Here is a 22,192-nt window from a genome sequence, read left to right on the forward strand (position 1 = left end):
CAGAACGTTCGGGATTCGGCTCACAAACTGTTCGCGAGCAGCGCGTACTCCGCGGCCACTTTCTGCCGGACATCCGGTTCTTTGTCGCTGGTGACGACACCCACATAACGCTTGTAGGAGACGTAGCACCGGAACTTGTATTCGCGGTCCGGATTGCCCTTGCTGTTGAGCTGGAGGCATTTGGCGCCGGGCACGTCCTTCGGTGCGCCGAGCGTGTCGTAGTGTGCGCCTTCGCTTTCCATCAGCCCGTCGGCCAGTCTCTGGGCGGCGGCGGTGTCCCTGGTGCGGGCGACGTAGCTGTCGTCGGCGACGGCCTGCCGGTCGACACCGGCCTCCTCGACCAGGCGCAGGTGCGCGGACTCGTCCTCGGCGCGGTGCACCATGTGGCGCGGGCCGAAGGTGGCGAAGACGGCGGCGTCGGGGGCGCGGTTCTTGCGATCGCTGACCGCGACCCGGGCGAGCAGTCCGTCCGGATCGACCTTCAGGTCCTTGATCTTCTCCTGCGGCGTCGCCTGGAATTTATCCAGCTGGTCGACCTGCGCGGCCAGCGCCTTGTCGACCCAGGCGGTCAGGTCGGCGCCGTCGGCGCGCGGACGCTGGATGAACAGGGAGATGACGAATTCCTTGTAGGCCATGAAGGTGCCGACGGTGGGAACGCCTGGGCGCCAATGGATATAGGCGTCCGGGTATTTGGTCGAGGGCAGTTTGCGGTTGTCCGGCGAGATGGTGATGTCCACGTCTTCCAGCTCGCGGGCGGCGAGCTTGGCGATCGCCGGATCCGGGAAACGGAACAGCGCGGTGGTCACCGCGGTCGCGTCCGGGGCCGGGTTGGTCTGCCCGGCCGGGTCGGGCCGATCGGCGCCGCTGGCCGCGTAACCGGTGAGCAGCTTGCGCTCGTCGAACACCGGCTTGGACGACTTGGCCACGAAATCGAGCGCCTGGTCGGCGTCGGCCACCACGGTGCTGCCCCGGCCGACCTTCAGCGACGGATCGATCAGCACGGTCGGCGCCACCGCGTCGGACATCCGCATGCCCTCGAGCAGCGCGGCCTTGTCGCCGGGGTCCTGGTTGTACCGGTGCCGGTCCACCGCGTAGGTGCCGACTTCTAGCTGGCGTACGTCGACCTCGCCCGCCGTAGCGGTGCCGCGCACGCCGCCGCACCCGGTCAGAAGACCAGCCAATGCGATACACGACGCGGCAAGCGCGATTCGCGATGTCCGAACCATGACGGGTCCTCGTTTCTTCACGTGCTGTCACTGAAGTTACCGGACGGACGCCTGGGAGGGGGGTCGATAGTTGTGGGATTGCAATACCCTGGTTCGTGTGACGATGCTCCCGAACAGTGCCCTCGGTAGAGGCTGATCCCGCTGATGGATCGGCAGGTCGAGGTCGTCGTCGGTGGTCACGCGGTGGTGCGCGTCGCCGGAGCGCTCGTCGTGGTCGGGCATCGCGGACCGGGTAGGTTGACGCCGGATTCGACCGCCGCGCTCGCCGTGGAATCGCTGGCCGAGCTGGTGCGCGAGGCGGCCGAACAGGAGCCGAAGGGGCCCGGCGCGGTGATCGCGCGCCAGGCGACGCGGTGGCTGATGAAGCAGGCCGAGCGGATCAGCCCGGGGGAGCCGATCGATTTCGGCATCCTGTCCACCGCGGAAAACGGTGGGGTGGCGATATTCCTGCACGGCGCGGTGACCGCGGTGCTGGCCGGGGACGGTACGGTCGAGCGGCTTCGGGGCAGTGACGCGGCGTTCACCGTGGATCGGGTGGCCGGAGTGCCCGCGCGGGCGGTCGCGTTGTTCGTCGACGACGCGAAGGGCCGCATTCCCGAGCTGCCCGCACAGCGCGGCATCGGCTGGCTGGTCGAGGGCATCGCACAGGCGGGCGGCGCGATCGTCTGGTCCGAGGAGGTGCGCACCAGGGCGTTGACCGGACTGCCGCGCGCGGGCGCGCATCGGCGCGATGACGAGGAACTGCTGCCGACCGCGCGCCTGGACCACGAGGCGCCGCCGCAGGAACCGCTGCCGCCCAGCGTAAGTCAGCGCTCGACTGCCGCGCACGGCCTCGACGAGGACCCGCATCGGGCCGATACCGAGGTGCGCGGCACCAACCCGGCCGCGCCGCCCGATCCGGAGCTGCAGCGGCGGCTGGAGGCGACCGCGAAGGCCACCGCGCTCACCGTCAAGGTGATGGGATTCAAGTGCGCCAGAGCGCATCCCAGCGATCCGCGCGCCGCGTTCTGCACGGTGTGCGGCATGCCGGTGGACCAGACCCAGGCGCTGATCGAGGTGATCCGGCCGCCGCTGGGCATCCTGATCCTCGACGACGGCATGACCTACGTGCTCGCCGCGGACGCGGTGATCGGCCGCGATCCAGAGCATTCCGACGCCGCGCAACGCGGCCTGGTTCCGCTGCGCGTGGAGGATTCCTCCGGCGGCATGTCCCGTGCCCACGCCGAGGTCCATCTCGTGAACTGGGATGTGACCGTGGTGGATCGCGGCTCCACCAACGGAACGCGCACCCGCCTGCCCGGCTACCGGGACTGGATTCGCCTGGCCCCCAACCAATCCATGGTCCTGGTCCCCGGCGCCGAGGTCATGCTCGGCAACCGCGTCCTGCGCTTCGAGCACTCCGCGCCACCGCCCTTCGGCGGCTGAACCGACTACGAATACCTGGACGTGCAGGTCTTTTCGCCGTTGATCACGCCGGCGCGGAAGGCGTCCACGCGGGCGAAACCGCTGCGCACGGTGTTGCCCTGGACATCGCTGGCGGCCAGGCCGTCGGTGAGCAGGCCCGACACCGCTTCATCGAGATCGCCTGCGGCCAGGCCGATGTCGCCCTGCGCGGCCGGGCGGTTCGGTGCGGCGAGCTTGCCGGTGATGACGCCGGACAGGCAGGCCGCGCGCAGGCCGGTCTTGGCGCCGACGAGCTCCTGGCCGTTGTGCTGCTGGACCGCGAGGGTGTAGCGGGAGATGAAAACGATGTAGCCGTTGTAGTCGCCGGTCACCTTGAGCGGCAAGGGATCGTCCACGTCCCAGTTGGACGCGCCGCGCTGGGCGAGGGCGGGGATGTCGGTGCCGATGGTGTTCGTGTCGGGGCAATAACTGACCGGCTCGGTCGCCACCCCGTCGCGGCAGGCGATCTTGGCGCCGGAGTAGTCGTAGGTCGGCGACGGCTTGGTCGGCAGCAGAGCGGCGAGGGCCTTGCTGAGCTCGACCAGGGTGCCCTTGTTGATCTCGTATTCGCCGCGGCCGGTGTCTCCGCCGAAGTCCTTGGGCAGATTGCCGCGTCGCTGAGTGATCTCGTCCATGTCGATCCGCTTGCAGCCCTTGGGACCGTCGGTGAAACCGACCTGCACGGCGGTGACGCGTTCGAAGGCCGAGCCGTGCACGCTTTCCGGATCGTCGGGGTCGGAGTCGCGGATGGCCACGGTGGCGGCGAGGACGGAGTTGAGGCCGTCGGAGGTGTTGATGGTGAAGTGCTTGGACTTGCCCTCGGCGACCGAGCGCATGAACGCACCGGCGAAGCAGTCCGCCTGCTGTTCCTTGACGATCACCGGGTCCTTGGCGCCGACCAGCCGGGCCATGGTCTGCACCGCGTGCCCGTATTCGTGCGCGAGCACCATCACCACGGCCATCTTGCCGAAGGTCTCGGTCATGGCGGGCAATAGCACGGAACGGTCCCAGCCGATGGAGTTGTCGAGTCGGCAGTAGGCGGCGTTCACCAGGTGAAAGGTAGTTTCCTTACAGAATTCGCGGGCATCGCCGCGCGGCGCCTTCGCGCTCCACGACAGCAGCGCGCCGACCGGCTTGAAATCGCCGCTCTGGAATTCCTTGCCGAATTCTCCGTGCCAGTAGGTCTGGATGTCTTCGACGGCGTTGAGCGCCAAGGTGTCCTCGGGGCCGCCGTCGCCGTTGGTCGCGGTGAGCGTGCTGTTCTCGACACCCGGTCGCGGTCCGCTCGGGCCGCTCGTGGTCGGCAGTCCGGCCACCTTGAACGGGTCGTCGTAGATGGAGACGGCACGGCCGTCGATCAGTCTGGTGCAGCCCGCGACCAGCACCACGACGAGCAACGCGGCGGTAATGATCGCCGTCGCACGGACTTTCGGCAAGGCTCCCCCTATTCGGCCGGTATCACGTTCACATCGGTCGCCGGATCGGGGCAAAAGGCGCGTCGGGGGCACCGCCGATGTCCGGGTGATGGAATAGTATCCGCTGCATGTCTTCACCGGGGGCGCAGACCATCACCGTGCGCCATGATGGAAACGAACGAGTATTCGATTCGAGCCAGCAGGTCACCATGGGCCGTGCGCCGGAGGTGACGCTTTTCGTCGACAGCCCGCTCGTCTCACGGGTGCACGCGACGCTCACTTGGCAGGGTAGTGCCTGGGTGCTGAGCGATAACGGAAGCACCAACGGTGTGTTCGTGGACGCGCGCAGGCTCAGCCAGCCGGTGTCGATCGACCGGCCGACGCAGGTGCGTCTCGGTGACGCGATCAGCGGTCCGCTGCTCCATCTGTTGCCCGCCAATCCGCAACCCCCGCAGCGCCCTTCGGCGCGGCCGCCGCAGTCGGGTCAGCAGCCGATGTCCGGACCGCCGATGTCGGGTCAGCGGCCCGCCCAGCAGTTCCAGCGTCCGGCGTATCCGCCGCCGCAGGACGCGCCGCCGCAGATCAACGTCAACCTGACCACCCGCGCGGACACCTCGAACATGCCGCCGGTGCGCGCACGCGCCTCCACCGCGGCGATCGCGCGCGGCGACCGCCTGCCCGCCGGCGGCCTGACCATCGGCCGCACCACCGACAACCAGATCGTGGTCAACGACCCGCTGGCCTCGCGCAAGCACGCGCGCCTGGTCTCCGCTTCGGACGGGCTGACCATCGAGGACCTCGGCTCGGCCAACGGCACCTTCGTCAACGGCCACCGCCAGCAGCGCTCGGTGCTGCGCGAACGCGACATCATCACCATCGGCAACATCGACTTCGTCGTCCAGCAGGGCACTTTGGTGCTCCGGCAGAAGCCGGTCGCCGAGCAGGGGCTCGCGGTGCACGGCGTCGGCTTCACCGTCGAGGGCAACAAGCAACTGCTGGTCGATGTCAACATGCAGGCCAGCCGGGGCACGCTGACCGCGCTGATCGGTCCGTCCGGCGCGGGCAAGTCGACGCTGTCGCGGTTGATCGCGGGCACCACCCGCCCGTCCGGCGGCGTGGTCACCTTCGAGGGCCGCAATCTGCACGCCGAGTACGAGGCGTTGCGCTCCCGGATCGGCATGGTGCCGCAGGACGATGTGCTGCACCGCCAGCTCACCGTGCGGCAGGCGCTCGGCTACGCGGCCGAGCTGCGGCTGCCGCCGGACAACAGCCGGGCCGACCGGCAACAGGTGATCGACGGTGTGCTGAAAGAGCTTTCCCTGACCGAGCACGCGGACACCAGGGTGGACCGGCTCTCCGGTGGCCAGCGCAAGCGCGCCTCGGTCGCGCTGGAACTGCTCACCGGCCCCTCGCTGCTGATCCTGGACGAGCCGACCTCGGGCCTGGACCCGGCACTGGACCGGCAGGTGATGGTGATGCTGCGGGAGCTGGCCGACGCGGGCCGCGTGGTGATCGTGGTGACCCACTCCATCGCCCACCTGGACATGTGCGACCAGGTGCTGCTGCTCGCGCCCGGCGGCAAGACCGCCTACTGCGGCAACCCGGCCGGGGTCGGCAACGCGCTCGGCACCAGCGACTGGGCGGAGATCTTCGCCAACGTGGCGGCCAACCCGGACCAGGCGTTCGCCGCCTATCGCTCCAGGCAGGCGTTCGCGCCGCCGCCGCCACCGCCCCCACAGCACTACGGATCGGCCGGCTCGCCGCCGCAATCCAGTGGCGGCAAACAGTTCTCGACGTTGTCGCGCAGGCAGATGCGGCTGATCCTGGCCGACCGCGGCTATCTGTCGTTCCTGGTGATCCTGCCGTTCATCCTCGGCGCGCTGTCCCTGGTGGTGCCGGGCAAGGACGGTTTCCAGCGGGGTGCGTTGAAGGCGTTGCCGGACGGCACCTTCGTGCCCACCGGCGGCGGCGAGACCCAGCAGCTGCTCGTGGTGCTGATTCTCGGCGCCTGCTTCATGGGATCCACGCTCACCGTGCGTGATCTGGTCGGCGAGCGCACCATCTTCCAGCGCGAACGCGCGGTCGGGTTGCTGCCGTCGGCGTATCTGTCGGCGAAGATCGCGGTGTTCAGCGTCACCGCGCTGCTGCAATCGGCGGTGCTGGTCGGCATCGTGCTCGCCGGGAAGAAGCGGCCGGGCGAGGGTGCGGTGCTGTCCTCGGGCAGCGCGGAGTTGTACATCGATATCGCGTTGACCGCGGTGTGCTGTGTCGTGGTCGGACTGCTGCTTTCGTCGCTGGCCAAGTCGAACGAGCAGGTGATGCCGCTGCTGGTGGTCGCCATCATGGTGCAGCTGGTGATGGCGGGCGGGCTGATCCCGGTGACCGGCCGGGTGGTGCTCGAGCAGGTGTCCTGGTTGTTCCCCGCGCGCTGGGGTTACGCGTCCGGCGCCTCGACGGTGAACATCCGGGAGGTGTTCCTCAACGCGCAGCCCGACACGTTGTGGCAGCACACGCCGGGCATCTGGGCCCTGGACGTCGGCGTGCTGTTGCTGATCACGCTGGTGCTCGCGGTGATCACCTGGCGGCGGTTGCGACTGAAGTCGTCGGCCACGTGATGCGCGAGCGATTTTGCGGCCACTACCGGGGGCTCCGGACAAGAGCGAGCATCTCGGCCGCACACCAGGCACACTTATGCCTGTGACGGTGCGAGTAGGGGCAGTACATCTCGGCTGGGATGTGGTGTCCGTGGCCGCGGGTGGTGGTGGCACACCGATCCGCCCGGTCCAGGTGGAGGGTATGTGGACGCCGCCGGCGTATCTGCTGGCTGATTCGTCGGGGCGGTTGCACACCGCCGGCGTGGACCGGCAGCGCCCGGACCTGGGCATGGCGATCGCCGACGTGCGCGACATCCTCGGCCACCCGCAGATCGTGGTGGCCGGGGCGACCTGGCCTGCCGAACTGGTGTTCCGGGCCAGGATGTACAACCCGCTCGCCTCGATCGGCAAGCATCTGCGCGGCAAGCCGGATCTGGTGGCGCTGCCGTTCCCCGATGGCTGGCCGGACGAGAAGGTCGAGGTGTACGCCGGGCTGGTGGAACAGCTCGACGTGACGGTCGAGCCGCTGCCGGAGAGCGTCGCGCTGTCGGGTTATGTGCGCGCGCTCGGGCTGGTGCATCCGCCGGATCAGGCGCGCCCGCACGGCATCGGTGCCACCGGGGTCTACTCCGACGGCCGGACCGTGCTGGTGGTGGCGGTGCACGGCGACGACGAACAGCCGACCGAGTCGGTCGACGTGCCGGTGACGATGGAGTCCATGCGCGACGCCAGGTCCGCGGACAACGTGGTGATCGAGGTGATGGCCGCGGCCCGCTCGATCGGCGCGGATACCTCGACGGTGCTGCTGTCGGGCAACGTGTGCTTCAACGACGCGCTGCGGCTGGCCTTCCAGAACCATCTCGGCCACCGGCTCCAGGTCGCCGATCATCCGATGCACGCGCTCGTGCTCGGCGCGGCCCACCTGCTGGTGACCGACACCGAGACGGAAGAGCCGGAACCGCCGGGGCGGCATGCCGAGCCCCCGCAACCGCGGGTCGACCCCACGCAGTTCCAGGATCCGGGCCCGCAGTATCGCGATCCGGCCGGGCACTACCGCGCCGAATCCGCGCCGCAGCAGTCCGCGCCGGGTCAGCGCCAGGCCGGTGCGGCGCATCGGCAGGCCGAATCGGCTCAGCGCCAAGCGGAGTCCTCACAGCGCCGAACGGACCTGCCGCAGCCCCACATGGATCCGTCGCCGCCGCGAACGGTGCCGCCCGTGCAGTACGGGCCCGGTTATCCGACGCAGGGTGAGGAACCGACGACCAGGATCACGCGCGACGAGGTCCAGCGCGGCCTGCCGCCGAATCTGGCCGAGTTGGGCAGCCGCTTCACCCGGCCGCCGGGGCAGTACCCCGAGGACCAGGGTCGTCCGCCCGGGAGTGGTGCGCCGCTGAGTGGGCCGCCCGCGCAGCCGTCCGGCGCGCGGTCGTATCAGGCACCGCAGTCCGATCCCGCCGACTCGGGGCGGCAGGGGCAATGGCGCGAGCCCGAGCCGGACGACGACGATGACGAAGGCCGGCCCCGCAAGGGGAAACTGTGGAACAAGATGAAGGACAACCTGTTCGGGGCGCACACGGTGGTCGGCGCGCTGGCGCTGGCCGTGGTCGCATTGCCGACCGGCGCCGATCGGGTCGAGCTGACCGCGGCCGAGGTGAGCCTCGCGGCACCGGCGCCCGCCGGTCCGACGGTGTGCCCGCTGATGCCGTACGTGACCAACGAGGTCCGGCCCGGCATCTCGTCCACCCGCGGTCCGGCGGACGCCCCGCGCGACCGGGAGGCCGCGGACCCCGACTGCGGGCAGCCGGGCGTCGACACCTTGCGCTTCCTGCTCCCCGGCCCGCGGCGAGCCATAGATCCTGGGCCACCGATCCAGATCTGACGCGATTTCGGCTGGTAGATCCGGGCTGGTATTGTGGCTCGTTGGCGTATGGGCGGCCGGGAAACCGGTCGTGCAATCGAACCCCGGGTCTCCACCGGCCGCCGGGAGCTTCGACCACATGCCTGGCCGGCAACACCGACTACAGACAGGGAAGCACTGTGCCTACGTACAGCCCCAAGGCTGGTGACGTCACCCGGCAGTGGTACGTCATCGACGCCACTGACGTAGTGCTCGGCCGTCTCGCCGTTCAAGCAGCGAATCTGCTGCGTGGCAAGACGAAGCCGACCTACGCGCCGAACTTCGACGGCGGCGATTTCGTCGTCATCATCAACGCCGACAAGGTTGCCATCTCCGGCAACAAGAAGGCGGACAAGCTGATCCACCACCACAGCGGGCACCCGGGCGGCCTCAAGTCGCGCACTGTCGGTCAGGTGTTGGAGAGCCGTCCGGACCGGCTCGTGGAGAAGGCCGTCAAGGGCATGATCCCGAAGAACAAGCTCGGCAACGCGATCGCGGGCAAGCTGAAGGTCTACGCAGGCCCGAACCACCCGCACGCCGCTCAGCAGCCCATTCCGTTCGAGATCAAGCAGGTGGCCCAGTGACCGCTCCTGAAGAGTTCAACGAAGAAGGCGTCGTCGAGGAATTCGACGCCGTCGAGGTTGTCGAGGACGGCGAAGGCTACGAAGAGGCCGAGGTCGCCGCGGAGACCTTCGCCCCGATCGTGATCGATCGTCCGGTGCAGACCGTCGGCCGGCGTAAGGAAGCCGTCGTTCGCGTGCGCATGGTGCCGGGCTCCGGCAACTTCGTGCTCAACGGCCGCACGATCGAGGATTACTTCCCGAACAAGGTGCACCAGCAGCTGGTCAAGTCGCCGCTGGTGACCGTCGAGCGGGCCGAGAACTTCGACATCATCGCGCTGCTGCACGGTGGCGGCCCGTCGGGACAGGCCGGCGCGCTGCGTCTGGCCATCGCCCGCGCGCTCATCGAGGTCACCCCGGAGGACCGCCCCGCCCTGAAGCGGGCCGGCTTCCTGACGCGTGACCCGCGTGCGGTCGAGCGTAAGAAGTACGGCCTGAAGAAGGCCCGCAAGGCGCCGCAGTACTCGAAGCGCTGATTTTGGCTTCGCCGACCACCGTCATCCGGCACCCTGGAGGTATCGGGGGCGGTACGGTCGGCGGGCAACCTGCACGAGAGCAGGCGTCCAGCATCGACTGGTCGCCTGCTCTCGTGTTGTATCAGCCGCGGCGTTTCGGGTGCCCCTTCGTGGCAACACCGGCTGTCGCCTTCGGGCGCGCCGCGGATCCACCGATGAGGGGCTGAGGTATGGGACGTTTGTTCGGCACCGACGGAATCCGTGGGTTGGCCAACGAGTCGTTGAGTCCGGAACTGGCGCTGCGCGTTTCGGGTGCGGCCGCCCAGATTTTGAGCAGTGGCAAGGACCGCCCGCTCGCAGTGGTCGGCCGCGACTCCCGAGCCAGCGGTGAGATGCTGGAGGCCGCGGTAACCGCGGGCCTGACCGCCACCGGGGTGAACGTGCTGCAGGTCGGCGTGCTGCCGACGCCGGCCGTCGCCTACCTCACCGGGCTCTACGACGCGTGCTTCGGCGTGATGATCTCCGCCTCGCACAATCCCATGCCGGACAACGGCATCAAGATCTTCGCGGCCGGCGGGCACAAGCTCGACGACGCGATCGAGGACCGCATCGAGGCGCTGCTCGCCGAAGACGTCACGGTGCGACCGACCGGTCGCGGCATCGGCCGGGTGGTCAACGCGTCCGGCGCGCGCGACCACGGGCAGGCCATCCCCGACCAGTACAGCATCGCGGGCACGCACGAGCGCTACGTCGAGCATCTCGTCGAGGCGACCGCACAGGATCTTTCCGGGCTGACCGTGGTGGTCGACTGCGCGCACGGCGCGGCCGCCGAGGTCGGGCCCGCCGCGTTCCGGGAGGCGGGCGCGACGGTGATCGCGATCAACGCCGAGCCGGACGGGCTCAATATCAACGACGGTTGCGGCTCAACGCATTTGGACATGGTGCAGCGGGCGGTGCGGGAACACGGCGCCGATCTGGGGCTGGCCCTCGACGGCGACGCGGACCGCTGCCTAGCGGTCGATGCCGACGGCAAGGTGGTCGACGGTGACGTGATCCTGGCGATTCTCGCGCTCGACCTGCACGAGGCCGGTGAGCTGGCAAAGGACACGCTGGTCGGCACCGTGATGAGCAACCTCGGCCTGCACATCGCCATGCGGGAAGCCGGAATCACCTTGCTCACCACCGCCGTTGGTGACCGCTACGTGCTCGAGGAACTTCGCCGCGGCGGGTACACGCTCGGCGGTGAACAGTCCGGGCACGTCATCTTCCCGAAGTTCGGCACCACCGGCGACGGCATCCTCACCGGCCTGAAGCTGATGGCCCGGATGGCGCGGACCCGGCGCAGCCTGGCCGATCTGTCCGGCGTATTGCAGACCGTGCCACAGGTATTGGTCAACGTGCCGGTCAGCGACAAGTCGCTGGTCGCGGCGGCCCCGGAAGTCCGCGACGCGGTGCTCGAAGCCGAACGCATGCTCGGCGACACCGGCCGGGTTCTGTTGCGTCCCAGCGGCACCGAGCAGCTGGTCCGGGTCATGGTCGAGGCGACCGATCCGGCCCAGGCCCGGCAGCTGGCCGACGACCTCGCCAAGCGGGTCGCCTCGGTCTGATCGACGGCGCCGCCGCTCAGGTGGTTTCGGTGAGCTTGCCGAAGTCCATGTGCCAGCGGCGGGTTGCCTGGACGGTGTCCAGCATCCGGCGGTCGTGCGTGACCAGCAGCAGTGTGCCGGTGAAGGATTCGACGGCCTGCTCGAGTTGTTCGATGGCGGGCAGGTCCAGGTGGTTGGTCGGTTCGTCGAGGACGAGCAGGTTTACCCCGCGCGCCTGCAACAGCGCGAGCGCGGCACGGGTGCGTTCGCCGGGGGACAGGGTTTCGCAGGCGCGCAACGCATGTGCGCCGCGCAGGCCGAACTTGGCCAGCAGCGTTCGGACCTCGGCGTCCGGCCAGTCCGGCAGCTGCGCGCCGAAAGTATCGGCCAGCGAGGACGTTCCACGGAACAGCCCGCGGGCCTGATCCACCTCGCCGATCTCCACGCCGGAGCCGAGCATGGCGGATCCGGTGTGCGGCTTGATCTTTCCGAGCAGCAGCGCGAGCAGCGTGGACTTGCCGGAGCCGTTGGCGCCGGTCAGCACGATCCGGTCGGACCAATCGACCTGGAGGGTGATCGGGCCGAGGGTGAAATCGCCCTGGGTGACCGTCGCGTCGGACAGCGTGGCCACCACCGATCCGCTGCGCGGCGCGCTGCCGATGGTCATCCGCAGCTCCCACTCCTTACGCGGCTCCTCGACCACGTCCAGGCGTTCGATGCGGCGTTGCGTCTGGCGGGCTTTGGCGGCCTGCTTCTCGGTGGACTCCGCCCGCATCTTGCGACCGGCCTTGTCCGAGTCGACCTTCTTCGGGTCGCGAGCCTTGCGGCGGGCGTTGCGCACACCGTGTTCGAGCCAGTTGCGCTGCATCTGCGCGCGAGCCTCCAGACCGGCCTTGGTGTCGGCGAACTCTTCGTAGGCCTCGCGGGCGTGCCGACGGGCGGTCTCGCGTTCGGTGAGATACGCCTCGTAACCGCCGTCGTAGAGGCCGACCTGCTGCTGGGCCAGATCCAGTTCGACGACGCGATTCACGGTGCGGGCCAAGAACTCCCGGTCGTGGCTGATCACCACGAGGGGAACCCGGACGCCGGTGACGAACTGTTCCAGGCGGGTCAGGCCGTCCAGGTCGAGGTCGTTGGTCGGCTCGTCGAGTAACAGGATGTCGAAGCGGGACAACAGCACCGAGGCCAAACCCGCGCGTGCGGCCTGGCCGCCGGACAGGCCGGTCATCGGGGTGTCCAGGCCGTTGGGGAGGCCGGCGATCAGGCCGAGGTCGGCGGCGACCTCGGCGGCGCGCTGGTCCAGGTCCGCGCCGCCGAGGGCCAGCCAGCGTTCCAGGGCATCCGAGTACGGCATCGCGGAATCCGCTGCGGGGCCATGGTCGGGCGACGGGTGAGCGTGGTCGTCTTCGCCGTCGGCGAGGCGTTCCGCCGCGGCGTCCATCGTCTGCTGGGCGGCCGTGACTCCGGTTCGGCGACCGAGGAATTCGAGGACGGTCTCGCCGGCCAGCCGCTCGGGTTCCTGCGCGAGGTAACCGACGGTGGCGTCGGGCGGGCTCACCGTGATGCTGCCGGTCGGTGTGCGCCGGTCCGCGAGCATGCGCAGCAGCGTGGACTTGCCCGCGCCGTTCGCGCCGACCAGGCCGATCACGTCGCCCGGAGCCAGGGTGAGATCGAGGTCGTCGAACAGTGTGCGTTCGCCGTGGCCGGCGGACAGTCCGCGCGCGTGCAGAGTGGTACTCACTTTCCCAAGTCTGCCGTGCTCCCGCCGCCGCCCCCGCACCCGGTCGCCACTCGGGGTCGCACCCTGACCCCTGGGTACTGGAAATCAGGGTCGGGATCGGTCCACGGACCGATGCGGGACGGTGCGCGGCTCGGCAGAGTGGAGTTCGAAGAGATCATCACCAGAGAGGGAACAACGACCATGACCGCACCCACCCGCCGTTTCACCCGTTCCACCCACGACAAATGGATCGCCGGAGTCTGCGGCGGCATCGCCGAATACCTGGGCTGGAACGCCAATGTCGTGCGCCTGCTGTTCGTGCTTTCCTGCCTGCTGCCCGGCCCGCAGTTCATTGTCTACCTGGTGCTGTGGCTGCTGATGCCGAAGAAGTGAGGCCAGGGGGCTGCGTCGGGCACCCTTGGATGTCAGGATGGAGCGATAGCGTTGTTGTCGGGTCATTGGATGACAGCACCACGAGTCCTGCTGAGGAGGAGTAATGATCACCTCGGGTGAATTGCCGGGCCTGGAACTGCCCGGCATCGACGCGTCCTCGTCGCTGGACGGTCTCGGTGCGGTCGAGTTGCACCATCCCACGCAGGACATCGATGGGGACGGCACGCTCGACACCATCACCACCAACGGTGGCGACGCCATGCAGGTCTGGACTGATTACGACCATGACGGTCTCGCCGACCACGTCACGGTGGTGGAGAAAGACGGCGATTACGCCGCGTGGGAGTTCCATCGGCATCCGGACGGTTCGTCGGAGTGGGTGCGGACCGACCACGGGAAGATCGGCGGCTAGATCCGTCCGGTGGCTCGGCACGGCTCTGTGAATTCGATGGAACCGAACGTCGGCGAGGCGCGTCGAAGGAAGTATTGGGGACGCCCGGCGCCGACGTAAGTCCGGGGAGATCGTGCACGACGCAGGGACGGAGGGGATCGCGTGGCCGGATCCGAGTTGGTCGGCGTCAAGACCGGGGAGTTGGGCCGCCTCGGCAACGACCTGAGTACCTCCGGGCAGACCGTGCGCAATCGCGCGAAGGACGTGGCCGACGCTACGTTCGGCCCGGCCGACGCGGGTGCGAACTACGCCGATCAGGGACGTCAGATCCAGGCCGGGCTCGACGGCATCTACCAGTGGCTCGGGAACTGGTCGGAGGCCACGCTGGCCACCGGCGATGTGGTGGGGGCCGCGGTGGTGAAGTACTCGAATACCGATCGTGAGACCTCGTTCGACATCGCGAAGCTCGACCACGGCAGCAAGGCGTAGCCGGCCATGACTTTCGACGTTCCCGCCTACGCGCCCGTGGCCGAGTATCTGAGTATCGGGTCGCGAAGCCTGTTGTACTTCGAGGAGTTCGAGCCACGGTTCCAGCGCGCGTTCGGGGAAACCGCGGGCGTGCCGACCTATCAACAGTTGCACAAGCGGTTCTACGAACAGAACGGGCTGAACGAGGACAAGCTGCGCAATGTCGCGGCGAAGCTCCAGGTCGTGCTGCAAGACGCGGGTGCTCAGTTGGATGTGCAGCGCGGACAGGCCAAGGCGCTCTGGGACTGTTGGGAGGGCGATGCTGCCGAAGCGGCGGGTGTCATGCTGAACCAGCAGGTCGAGCAGGCGGAGGCCGACTGGAAGGCCGCGGGGGAGGCGTGGAAGGCGATCGCGGCGGCGGGGGATGGACTGCGGTCGGCGGTAAAGATCAAGGCGGATGTGGTGCGCTACATCCTGGAGAACGGCGAGAGCGTCAAGATCGCCGAGAAGTCGCCGGAAGACATCGACGACATTATTTCCGGCACCAGCATCGCGGTCAGCAATGGCTGGCAAGACGAGAGTTTGCTCAGCAAGCTCGGCCGGATCTTTCCGGATCTGACCGGTGGATCCGATGCCTGGGCTGCCCGGAATATCCTCGGGATCCTGCCGGGATCTGACTATCAGCAGCATATTCAGGCGCGTTGCCGGCATTGGCTGGACAACGTGTTCAAGCCGGATTATCTGGCCAAGGTGCAGAAGTTCACCGCGGCTTGCGATTTGACCGATGCGGCGGTCAAGCAGGTCTATGCGCCGATAGTTGGTGCGCTGGGCCAGGTTTCGGTTGCTTCGTATCCGCGTCCGGCGGGGGTGCCGGTGCAATCGCCGCCGAAGAGTGAGGGGACGCCGAAAGAGTCGGGGGTGCCGAAGGCGGATAGTCCTGTCGCGCCGACTGTTCCGGTGAGTACTGCGCCTGCACCGTCGACGCCTAGCTCTCCGTCGACGCCGGTGTCGCCTTCGTCGCCGACGGTTCCGGCGAGTACTACTCCTGCACCGTCGACACCGAACACGCCCTCGACACCAAATACGCCTTCCACACCGAGCACACCTTCGACACCGAATACGCCCTCGACGCCGGCTACGCCGTCCACGCAGACCGTCCCGAATACTTCGTCGCTGGAAGGTTTACCCGCGCTCAGTCAGGTGGCGAGTCAGTTGTCGCCCTTGGCATCCGGGATCAGCAGCCTCGTCGACGCCGGGGTCAGTTCGTTGACCGGGATCATCAAGGACGGTGCCGAGGACGCGGTGAAGATGGTCGAGGGGCTCATCGAACCGACGCAGGTCGACAAGGACGGCGACGGCAGGCCGGACAGCAAGCCCGCGGCCGAATTCGATGTTGCCGGAAAGCATCTGAAGTTCGAGATGGCCGATGGTCAGCTGAAACTGATGATGTCCGACGGGGACGGGAAACCGCAGGAGTTCAGTGTGAAGCTGGACGAGCACGGGATGCCGGTCATCTCGATGAACGAGCCGAAGGACGACGCGCCGCCCGCGTCGCCCGGTGACAAGCCGTCCGCCGACCACACCCCGGCCGCGCCGGAGAAGGAAAAGTCGCCCGCTGACCAGGCTCCGTCCGCGCCGGACAAGGGGCCGGATGCGAAAGCACCCGCGGACCCCGCGCCGGAGCAGCAGAAACCGGTAGAGAAACCGCACACCGCGGAGGAAGAGAACGCAGGTCAACCGAGTGCCCGCACCGGCACCCCACCCCCACTGCGGCGCGAGGAAGACGGCGAGCACAAGCCCAAACGCATGCCGGGCGAACAGAATCCGGACGCCCCGTTCGACAGCGGCGCGGAACTAGCCGAGGCCGGCCCCATGGGCGATCTGGCCGAGGCAGGACCGTTGTGAGCGCGCCACGGCGAGCCGGGAACGCGGTCGCATGATGCGAACGTGGCAGGGAAGGCATAAGTACGCCCCGGGTCGGAACCCAGTAGCCTGCTCCGGCCCGCGGCCCGGAGCGTGTGTGCACGCCGACAGCGTGCTGCGCTCGAGGCGCGGAGTCGGGGGCCGGCGCGTAACTTGGCCGAGGCTGGTCCGATGGGCGATCTGGCCGAGGCAGGACCGTTGTGAGCGCACCACAGCGGGCTGGGAACTCGGTCGCCTGCTGGGGAGGTGGCGAGGAAAGCGTGAGCTTGCCGCTGCGGGTCGGGAACCCAATAGCCTCGTGCGGATGCGGTGGGGAGCGTGTGCGCACGCCGACAGCGTGCTGCGCTCGAGGCGCGAAGTCGAGGGCTGGCGCGGAATTGGCCGAGGCCGGTCCGATGGGCGATCTGGCCGAGGCAGGACCGTTGTGAGCGCGCCACAGCGGGCCGGGATCCCGATCGCCTGATGCGGACGCGGCTGGGGATGCGTGAGTGCGCCACGGTGGGTCGGCAATTCGGTCGCCGGATGCAGACACGGCGGGGACCGTCATGAGTGCGCCACAGCGGCCCGGGAACCCGGTTGCCTGATGGGGACTCGGCGAGGAGGACGTGAGCGTGCGACAGCGGGTCGGCAATTGGTTGCGTGGTGCGGATGCGGCAGGAACGTTGTGAGTGCACCACAGCGGCCCGGGGATCCCGGTAGCCTGATGCGGATGCGGCGGGGAGCGTGTGCGCACGCCGACAGCGTGCTGTGCTCGCGGCGCGAAGCCGAGGGTCGGCGCGGAGCCGCGAGCTGATGTCCACCTGCGGATCGGGGAGAACCGGGATCGTGAGTTACGCCGAGGAGATCGAGCGCGCCGCCGAGGAATGCCGCCGCCGCTCGGCCCTGCTGCTGGACGAACTCGAGCAAATCAACCGCCGGACCGCGGACACCAGCCGCGAACTCGCCGAGGCCGCAGCCACCGGCATGCGGGAATTTCTAGCCGCCCACGCCGACGAGCTTGCCGAAGCGCGCGCCGAGATCGAAGAGCGCGAACGGCTCGAAACCGAAGCCCGCGAACAACGCGAAGCCATCGCCCGCTCGATCGCCGCCCGCAAAGCCAACCGCGACGTCCTCCCGGTCGACCAGGAAGACGAAGAAGCCGCCTTCTACCAACGCGAAACCTGGCTGATCTAAGCAACCACCATCGAGCCGAGTCAAAAGGTCGCTAGCCGATCTTCAACAACGACCTTTTGACTCGACTCGATGAGCAGGAACGACCTTTTGACTCGACTCGATGAGCGAGGCGACCTAGCTCAACTCGGCCAACATGGTCGACCACTCGCCCCGCGGTAGCCGGACCAGCTCCCTCGCCCCGCGCGGTGGTTGGGGTGGTGACTCGGCCGTGTGGGTGGTTGGGGTGGTGACTCGGCCGTGTGGGTGGTTGGGGTGGTGACTCGGCCGTGTGGGTGGTTGGGGTGGTGACTCGGCCCCTCTCGGTTTCCCGAGCTTCTTTGAACCGGACCACAACCCGATGACCACGCTGGAACTCTCGCGTTGCCCATACCAACTGCGTAAGTAAGTCGGGGACCCCGCCTGACGTGCTCAGCACTATCGATCATCTCTGGGAGCAGGTGTATCTGACTCACCAGGCAGACCCCCGGCATGTCCCAACGCGACCTGACGAGAAAACTGAAGACCTACCCCGGTTTTCACTGGAGTAGTGCTGAGCACGTCGCCTGCCGTACCCGGCTTTAGGCGCACGTCAGGATGCGCGGTGTCGAGTTCCAGCGTGGTCATCTGGCTGTGGTTGCGTTATCGAGACTTCTTCGCATACCTGATTCATCCTTCGCATACCCGTTGGGGCGGTGAGGGGTGTGTGAAGGACGAAATAGGTGTGCAGAGTGAGCTATCTGGTGCCGGCTGGGCGGTCCCCGGTGGTCAGTTGGCGGCGGTTCAGGCCGTGAGTGGCGCTGATTGTGCGCCGGGTGGGTGTCAGCGGCGGAGCAGGGCGGCGAGTTGGCCGATTTTGAGTTTGGGGGCTTGGGGTTCTTCCTTGGCTTCCGGGTCGATTACCGCGGTGTGCGGGATCTCGGCGTCCGGGTCGGCGAAGGGTTTGTAGGTCTTGTCGCCGACGACGGTGGCGAGTAGGTAGCCGGCGAGCAGGGCGCGGGTGGTGCGGGCGGTTTTGGATTCGTGTTTGCCCGCACCGACGGCGGCCAGGACGCGGCGTCCCTCGACGATGCCGTTGTGTGAGGCGCTGTCGATCGCGCGGAAGACCGACCGGCCGCCCCATGCGGTGGCGAGGGGGATGGCGTTGGAGCTCACCGAGGCGAGATCGGTGGCGCCGGCCAGAATCAGCGCGGGCGTGTCGAGGTCGGGGGCGAGGTTTTCCGCGGACGGCGCGGTGGGGGCCGGGAACAGGGCGGCGACGGCGGCGACCTGGCGTTGGGTCGCGGCGATGACGGCGGCGCCCGCGCCCATGCCGTGGCCGACCAAGGCGAGCCGGTCGGGGTGCACGCTGATGGTGCCGTCGCCGAGCCGCACACCTGTGCAGATGTCCAGGGTGGTGAGCAGGTCGGTGCCGAGGCCGAGGTGTGACGGGATCGGCCCGCGCTCGGTATCGGGGGCGGCGACCACGAAACCCCAGGATGCGAGGTGCTCGAGTAGCTGCCGATAGTTGGCGGCGCCGGTCAGCCAGCCGTGCCCGAACGCGACGGCGGGCAGGTTGAGCCCGGATTCGGGCGTGAATACCACCCCCGGCTGCCCGGCGATGGCCAAGTTGCCGCGCAGCACCCGATGCGGGCCGCGGCTGGTCAGGGTGCTCAGGAGTGATTTCACAGACGCCGACACGACGAGAACGTTATCCGATAAGTACTCTGGTGAGCCATGTGCGGAATCGTGGGGTACGTCGGATACCGGGACGCGCTCGGCGTTGTCGTTGACGCGTTGCGCCGCATGGAATATCGCGGCTACGACTCCGCGGGTGTGGCGATCGTCGACGGCGCCGGTGCGCTGGCAGTGGAACGCAAGGCAGGCAAGCTGGCGAATCTGGAGGCCGAGCTCGCCGAAATCGGGGTCGCGCGCTTCGCGGGCAGCACCGGCATGGGACATACCCGGTGGGCGACGCACGGCGCGCCGACCGACCGCAACGCGCACCCGCATCGCGACGACAGCGGCAAGGTCGCGGTGGTGCACAACGGGATCATCGAGAACTTCGCCCCGCTGCGCCGGGAGCTGGAGGACGCGGGCGTCGAGCTGCGCAGCGACACCGACACCGAGGTCGCGGTGCACCTGGTGGCCAGGGCTTATGCCGAGGGACCGACGGCCGGCGACTTCGCGGCCAGCGCGCTGGCGGTGGTTCGCCGGCTCGAAGGCGCGTTCACGCTGGTCTTCACGCACGCCGATCACCCGGACCTGATCTTCGCGGCGCGTCGGTCGACGCCGCTGGTCATCGGGGTCGGCAAGGGCGAGATGTTCATCGCCTCGGACGTCACGGCGTTCATCGAGCACACCCGCGAGGCGGTCGAGCTCGGTCAGGACCAGGCCGTGGTGATCACCGCGGACAGCTACACCGTCACCGATTTCGCGGGCGACGACGCGACCGCGCGCACCCGCCCGTTCACCATCGACTGGGATCTGGCCGCCGCCGAGAAGGGCGGCCACGACTACTTCATGCTCAAGGAGATCGAGGAGCAGCCCGCCGCGGTGGCGGACACCCTGATCGGGCATTTCAGCGTGGACCAGGACGGCGCGGGCCGGATCGTGCTGGACGAGCAGCGCCTCGCCGATCAGGAACTGCGCGACTTCGACAAGGTCTTCGTGGTCGCCTGCGGCAGCGCCTACCACTCCGGGCTGCTGGCCAAGTACGCGATCGAGCACTGGACCCGGCTGCCCGTCGAGGTGGAACTGGCCAGCGAATTCCGTTATCGCGACCCGGTTCTGGACCGGTCGACGCTGGTCGTGGCGATCTCGCAGTCCGGCGAGACGGCCGACACGCTCGAGGCGGTGCGGCACGCCAAGGAGCAGAAGGCGCGCGTGCTGGCGATCTGCAATACCAACGGCGCGCAGATTCCGCGCGAGTCCGACGCGGTGCTCTACACCAGGGCGGGGCCGGAGATCGGCGTCGCCTCGACCAAGGCGTTCCTGGCCCAGGTGACTGCGAATTACCTGGTCGGGCTGGCCTTGGCGCAGGCGCGCGGCACCAAGTACCCGGACGAGGTGGCCCGCGAGTTCGCCGAGCTCGAGGCGATGCCGAAGCTGGTGGAGCGGGTGCTGGAGACTGCGCCGCAGGTGCGGGCGATCGCGCGCGAGCTGGCGCACGTGTCGACCGTGCTGTTCCTCGGGCGGCATGTCGGCTACCCGGTGGCACTGGAGGGTGCGCTCAAGCTCAAGGAGCTGGCGTACATGCACGCCGAGGGTTTCGCGGCGGGCGAGCTCAAGCACGGCCCGATCGCACTGATCGAACAGGGCCTGCCGGTGATCGTTGTGATGCCGTCCCCGAAGGGCCGCGCGGTGCTGCACTCCAAGCTGCTCAGCAACATTCGCGAGATCCAGGCGCGGGGCGCGCGCACCATCGTGATCGCCGAGGAGGGCGACGACACGGTGCGCCCGTTCGCCGACGATCTCATCGAGATCCCTTCGGCGCCAACGCTGTTGCAGCCGCTGCTGTCGACGGTCCCGTTGCAGATCTTCGCCGCCGAGGTGGCGCAGGCTCGCGGCTACGACGTGGACAAGCCGCGCAACCTGGCAAAGTCCGTCACCGTCGAATAACCCACCGCCCCAACCCTTTCAACGCCCGCACCCCGAACCGCTCAGCGATTCGGGGTGCGTCGCGTTCACGTGGAGTCAGGGGTGGGCGGTGGCTAGGTGGGGTTCGGTTGGGGCGGTGGGGGATTGGGGGGTCGAGCGGCGTTCGAGGGCGCCGGACCAGACCGCGAGGGCGAGGGCGATGAGGACCAGAGCGACGCCGACCCAGTTGGGGGCGGTGTAGCCGAAGCCGGCCGCGATGACGAGGCCGCCTAGCCAGGCTGAGATGGCGTTGCCGAGGTTGAACGCGCCGATGTTGACGGCGGACGCCAAAGTCGGTGCGCCGGCGGCCTGGTCGAGGACGCGCTTCTGCAGGGGCGGCACGGTGGCGAAGCCGAGGGCGCCGATCAAAACCACCGTGATCGCGGCGGCGACCTTGTTGTGCGCGGTGAGGGTGAACAGCGCGAGCACCACGGCCAGGCCGCCGAGGGACAGGTAGAGCATCGGCATCAGGTGCCGGTCGGCGAACTTGCCGCCGATCAGGTTGCCCGCGAAGAAGCCGACGCCGAACAGCACGAGCAGCCAGGTGACCGAGCTGTCCGCGAAGCCGGTGACCTCGGTCATCATCGGGGCGAGATAGGTGATCGCCGCGAAGACACCGCCGAAGCCGAGCACGGTCATGGCCATCGCCAGCAGGACCTGTGGGTTGCGGAAGACGGCGAGTTCGGTGCGCAGCCGCGCGTCCTGTGGGGCGGGCTGTTCCGGGACCAGTAGGGCGACGCCGATCAGGCCGATCAGGCCGACCAGCGCGACGATCAAAAAGGTCAGCCGCCAGCCGAATTGCTGGCCGAGCAGGGTGCCGAACGGGACGCCGACCATGGTGGCGACGGTCAGTCCGGTGAACATGATCGCGATCGCGCCTGCGCGTTTGTCCGGGCGGACCACGGCGCCTGCGACCACCGCGCCGATGCCGAAGAACGCGCCGTGCGCCAGCGAGGCGACGATTCGTCCGGTCAGCATCAGGCCGAAAGTCGGTGCGACAGCGGACAATACGTTGCCTGCCACCAGGAGCAGCAGCATGCCGAGCAGCATGCGCTTGCGCGAGATCCGCGTGCCGAGCCCGGTCATCAGCGGCGCGCCGGCCACCACGCCGAGCGCGTACCCGGTGACCAGCAGTCCCGCGGTGGGGATCGATACCGCGTAGGTAGCGGCGATGTCGGGGAGTAGCCCGACGACGACGAATTCGGTGGTGCCGATTCCGAATGCCCCGAGTGTCAGGGCGAGGAGTGCGAGCGGCATGAGCGTGGGCCTCCACGATAAGTTGCGCCTGATCCTT

Annotated in this window: 17 protein-coding genes; 12 read left to right on the forward strand and 5 right to left on the reverse strand. The window is 68.5% G+C overall.

Going from position 1 to position 22,192, the window contains the following annotated elements; genetic code table 11:
• Positions 1–20: 20 nt before the first annotated feature.
• Positions 21–1,181, reverse strand: coding sequence for a hypothetical protein (locus ACFYO1_RS37815; protein ID WP_387242427.1), 1,161 nt, complete (start codon positions 1,179–1,181; stop codon positions 21–23).
• Positions 1,182–1,370: 189 nt separating this feature from the next.
• Here ACFYO1_RS37815 and ACFYO1_RS37820 point away from each other — a divergent pair, with 189 nt between their 5' ends.
• Positions 1,371–2,651, forward strand: a complete 1,281-nt coding sequence (locus ACFYO1_RS37820; protein WP_387242430.1) for an FHA domain-containing protein — start codon at positions 1,371–1,373, stop codon at positions 2,649–2,651.
• Between the two features lie 5 nt (positions 2,652–2,656).
• Here the strand turns inward: ACFYO1_RS37820 and ACFYO1_RS37825 are convergent, their stop codons facing one another.
• Complete coding sequence (locus ACFYO1_RS37825; protein WP_387242433.1) at positions 2,657–4,105, reverse strand: metallopeptidase; 1,449 nt, start codon at positions 4,103–4,105, stop codon at positions 2,657–2,659.
• Positions 4,106–4,212: 107 nt separating this feature from the next.
• On the opposite strand from ACFYO1_RS37825, the gene ACFYO1_RS37830 reads away from it, so the two are divergent.
• From ACFYO1_RS37830 to glmM, 5 genes are all read left to right on the forward strand, one after another.
• A complete protein-coding gene (locus ACFYO1_RS37830) occupies positions 4,213–6,699 on the forward strand; it encodes an FHA domain-containing protein (RefSeq protein ID WP_387242436.1) in 2,487 nt (828 codons plus the stop codon).
• A gap of 76 nt (positions 6,700–6,775) precedes the next feature.
• Positions 6,776–8,557 carry a hypothetical protein gene (locus ACFYO1_RS37835; RefSeq protein WP_387242439.1) on the forward strand — a complete coding sequence of 594 codons (1,782 nt, stop codon included), beginning with the start codon at positions 6,776–6,778 and terminating at the stop codon, positions 8,555–8,557.
• A gap of 158 nt (positions 8,558–8,715) precedes the next feature.
• A complete protein-coding gene (rplM, locus tag ACFYO1_RS37840; protein ID WP_387242442.1) occupies positions 8,716–9,159 on the forward strand; it encodes a 50S ribosomal protein L13 in 444 nt (147 codons plus the stop codon).
• Positions 9,156–9,671 (forward strand): 30S ribosomal protein S9, encoded by a 516-nt coding sequence (rpsI, locus tag ACFYO1_RS37845; protein WP_387242445.1) that lies wholly within the window; start codon positions 9,156–9,158, stop codon positions 9,669–9,671. Before rplM ends, rpsI begins: the two co-directional genes overlap by 4 nt.
• A 209-nt stretch (positions 9,672–9,880) precedes the next feature.
• Positions 9,881–11,257 carry a phosphoglucosamine mutase gene (gene glmM / locus ACFYO1_RS37850; protein WP_387242448.1) on the forward strand — a complete coding sequence of 459 codons (1,377 nt, stop codon included), beginning with the start codon at positions 9,881–9,883 and terminating at the stop codon, positions 11,255–11,257.
• Positions 11,258–11,273: 16 nt separating this feature from the next.
• On the opposite strand, the gene ACFYO1_RS37855 is transcribed toward glmM, so the two are convergent.
• Entirely contained in the window at positions 11,274–12,977 is a 1,704-nt protein-coding gene (locus ACFYO1_RS37855; RefSeq protein WP_387242451.1) for an ABC-F family ATP-binding cassette domain-containing protein, read from the reverse strand.
• Positions 12,978–13,157: 180 nt separating this feature from the next.
• On the opposite strand from ACFYO1_RS37855, the gene ACFYO1_RS37860 reads away from it, so the two are divergent.
• The 5 genes from ACFYO1_RS37860 (at position 13,158) to ACFYO1_RS37880 (ending at position 17,304) form a co-directional block, all read left to right on the forward strand.
• Positions 13,158–13,349 carry a PspC domain-containing protein gene (locus tag ACFYO1_RS37860; RefSeq protein WP_378718133.1) on the forward strand — a complete coding sequence of 64 codons (192 nt, stop codon included), beginning with the start codon at positions 13,158–13,160 and terminating at the stop codon, positions 13,347–13,349.
• Positions 13,350–13,452: 103 nt separating this feature from the next.
• Positions 13,453–13,761, forward strand: coding sequence for a DUF6802 family protein (locus ACFYO1_RS37865; RefSeq protein ID WP_387242453.1), 309 nt, complete (start codon positions 13,453–13,455; stop codon positions 13,759–13,761).
• A 141-nt stretch (positions 13,762–13,902) separates the two neighbouring features.
• Positions 13,903–14,229 (forward strand): hypothetical protein, encoded by a 327-nt coding sequence (locus ACFYO1_RS37870; RefSeq protein WP_387242456.1) that lies wholly within the window; start codon positions 13,903–13,905, stop codon positions 14,227–14,229.
• Positions 14,230–14,235: 6 nt separating this feature from the next.
• Complete coding sequence (locus ACFYO1_RS37875; RefSeq protein WP_387242459.1) at positions 14,236–16,113, forward strand: hypothetical protein; 1,878 nt, start codon at positions 14,236–14,238, stop codon at positions 16,111–16,113.
• 843 nt (positions 16,114–16,956) lie between these two features.
• A complete protein-coding gene (locus ACFYO1_RS37880; RefSeq protein ID WP_387242462.1) occupies positions 16,957–17,304 on the forward strand; it encodes a hypothetical protein in 348 nt (115 codons plus the stop codon).
• A 798-nt stretch (positions 17,305–18,102) separates the two neighbouring features.
• Here the strand turns inward: ACFYO1_RS37880 and ACFYO1_RS37885 are convergent.
• Positions 18,103–18,960 (reverse strand): dienelactone hydrolase family protein, encoded by an 858-nt coding sequence (locus tag ACFYO1_RS37885; RefSeq protein WP_387242464.1) that lies wholly within the window; start codon positions 18,958–18,960, stop codon positions 18,103–18,105.
• Between the two features lie 36 nt (positions 18,961–18,996).
• On the opposite strand from ACFYO1_RS37885, the gene glmS reads away from it, so the two are divergent.
• Complete coding sequence (glmS, locus tag ACFYO1_RS37890; protein ID WP_378718125.1) at positions 18,997–20,880, forward strand: glutamine--fructose-6-phosphate transaminase (isomerizing); 1,884 nt, start codon at positions 18,997–18,999, stop codon at positions 20,878–20,880.
• Positions 20,881–20,955: 75 nt separating this feature from the next.
• Here glmS and ACFYO1_RS37895 read toward each other — a convergent pair whose 3' ends face one another.
• Positions 20,956–22,155 (reverse strand): MFS transporter, encoded by a 1,200-nt coding sequence (locus tag ACFYO1_RS37895; RefSeq protein WP_387242467.1) that lies wholly within the window; start codon positions 22,153–22,155, stop codon positions 20,956–20,958.
• Between the last annotated feature and the right edge of the window lie 37 nt (positions 22,156–22,192).

The sequence above is a fragment of the Nocardia sp. NPDC006044 genome (assembly GCF_042871115.1).
Classification (GTDB): domain Bacteria; phylum Actinomycetota; class Actinomycetes; order Mycobacteriales; family Mycobacteriaceae; genus Nocardia.

Coding starts and splice junctions, on each gene's coding strand:
- ACFYO1_RS37820 (WP_387242430.1), top strand. CDS start 1,371: ATGGATCGGCAGGTCGAGGTCGTCGTCGGTGGTCACGCGGTGGTGCGC.
- ACFYO1_RS37830 (WP_387242436.1), top strand. CDS start 4,213: ATGTCTTCACCGGGGGCGCAGACCATCACCGTGCGCCATGATGGAAAC.
- ACFYO1_RS37835 (WP_387242439.1), top strand. CDS start 6,776: ATGCCTGTGACGGTGCGAGTAGGGGCAGTACATCTCGGCTGGGATGTG.
- glmM (WP_387242448.1), top strand. CDS start 9,881: ATGGGACGTTTGTTCGGCACCGACGGAATCCGTGGGTTGGCCAACGAG.
- ACFYO1_RS37860 (WP_378718133.1), top strand. CDS start 13,158: ATGACCGCACCCACCCGCCGTTTCACCCGTTCCACCCACGACAAATGG.
- ACFYO1_RS37865 (WP_387242453.1), top strand. CDS start 13,453: ATGATCACCTCGGGTGAATTGCCGGGCCTGGAACTGCCCGGCATCGAC.
- ACFYO1_RS37875 (WP_387242459.1), top strand. CDS start 14,236: ATGACTTTCGACGTTCCCGCCTACGCGCCCGTGGCCGAGTATCTGAGT.
- glmS (WP_378718125.1), top strand. CDS start 18,997: ATGTGCGGAATCGTGGGGTACGTCGGATACCGGGACGCGCTCGGCGTT.
- ACFYO1_RS37895 (WP_387242467.1), bottom strand. CDS start 22,155: ATGCCGCTCGCACTCCTCGCCCTGACACTCGGGGCATTCGGAATCGGC.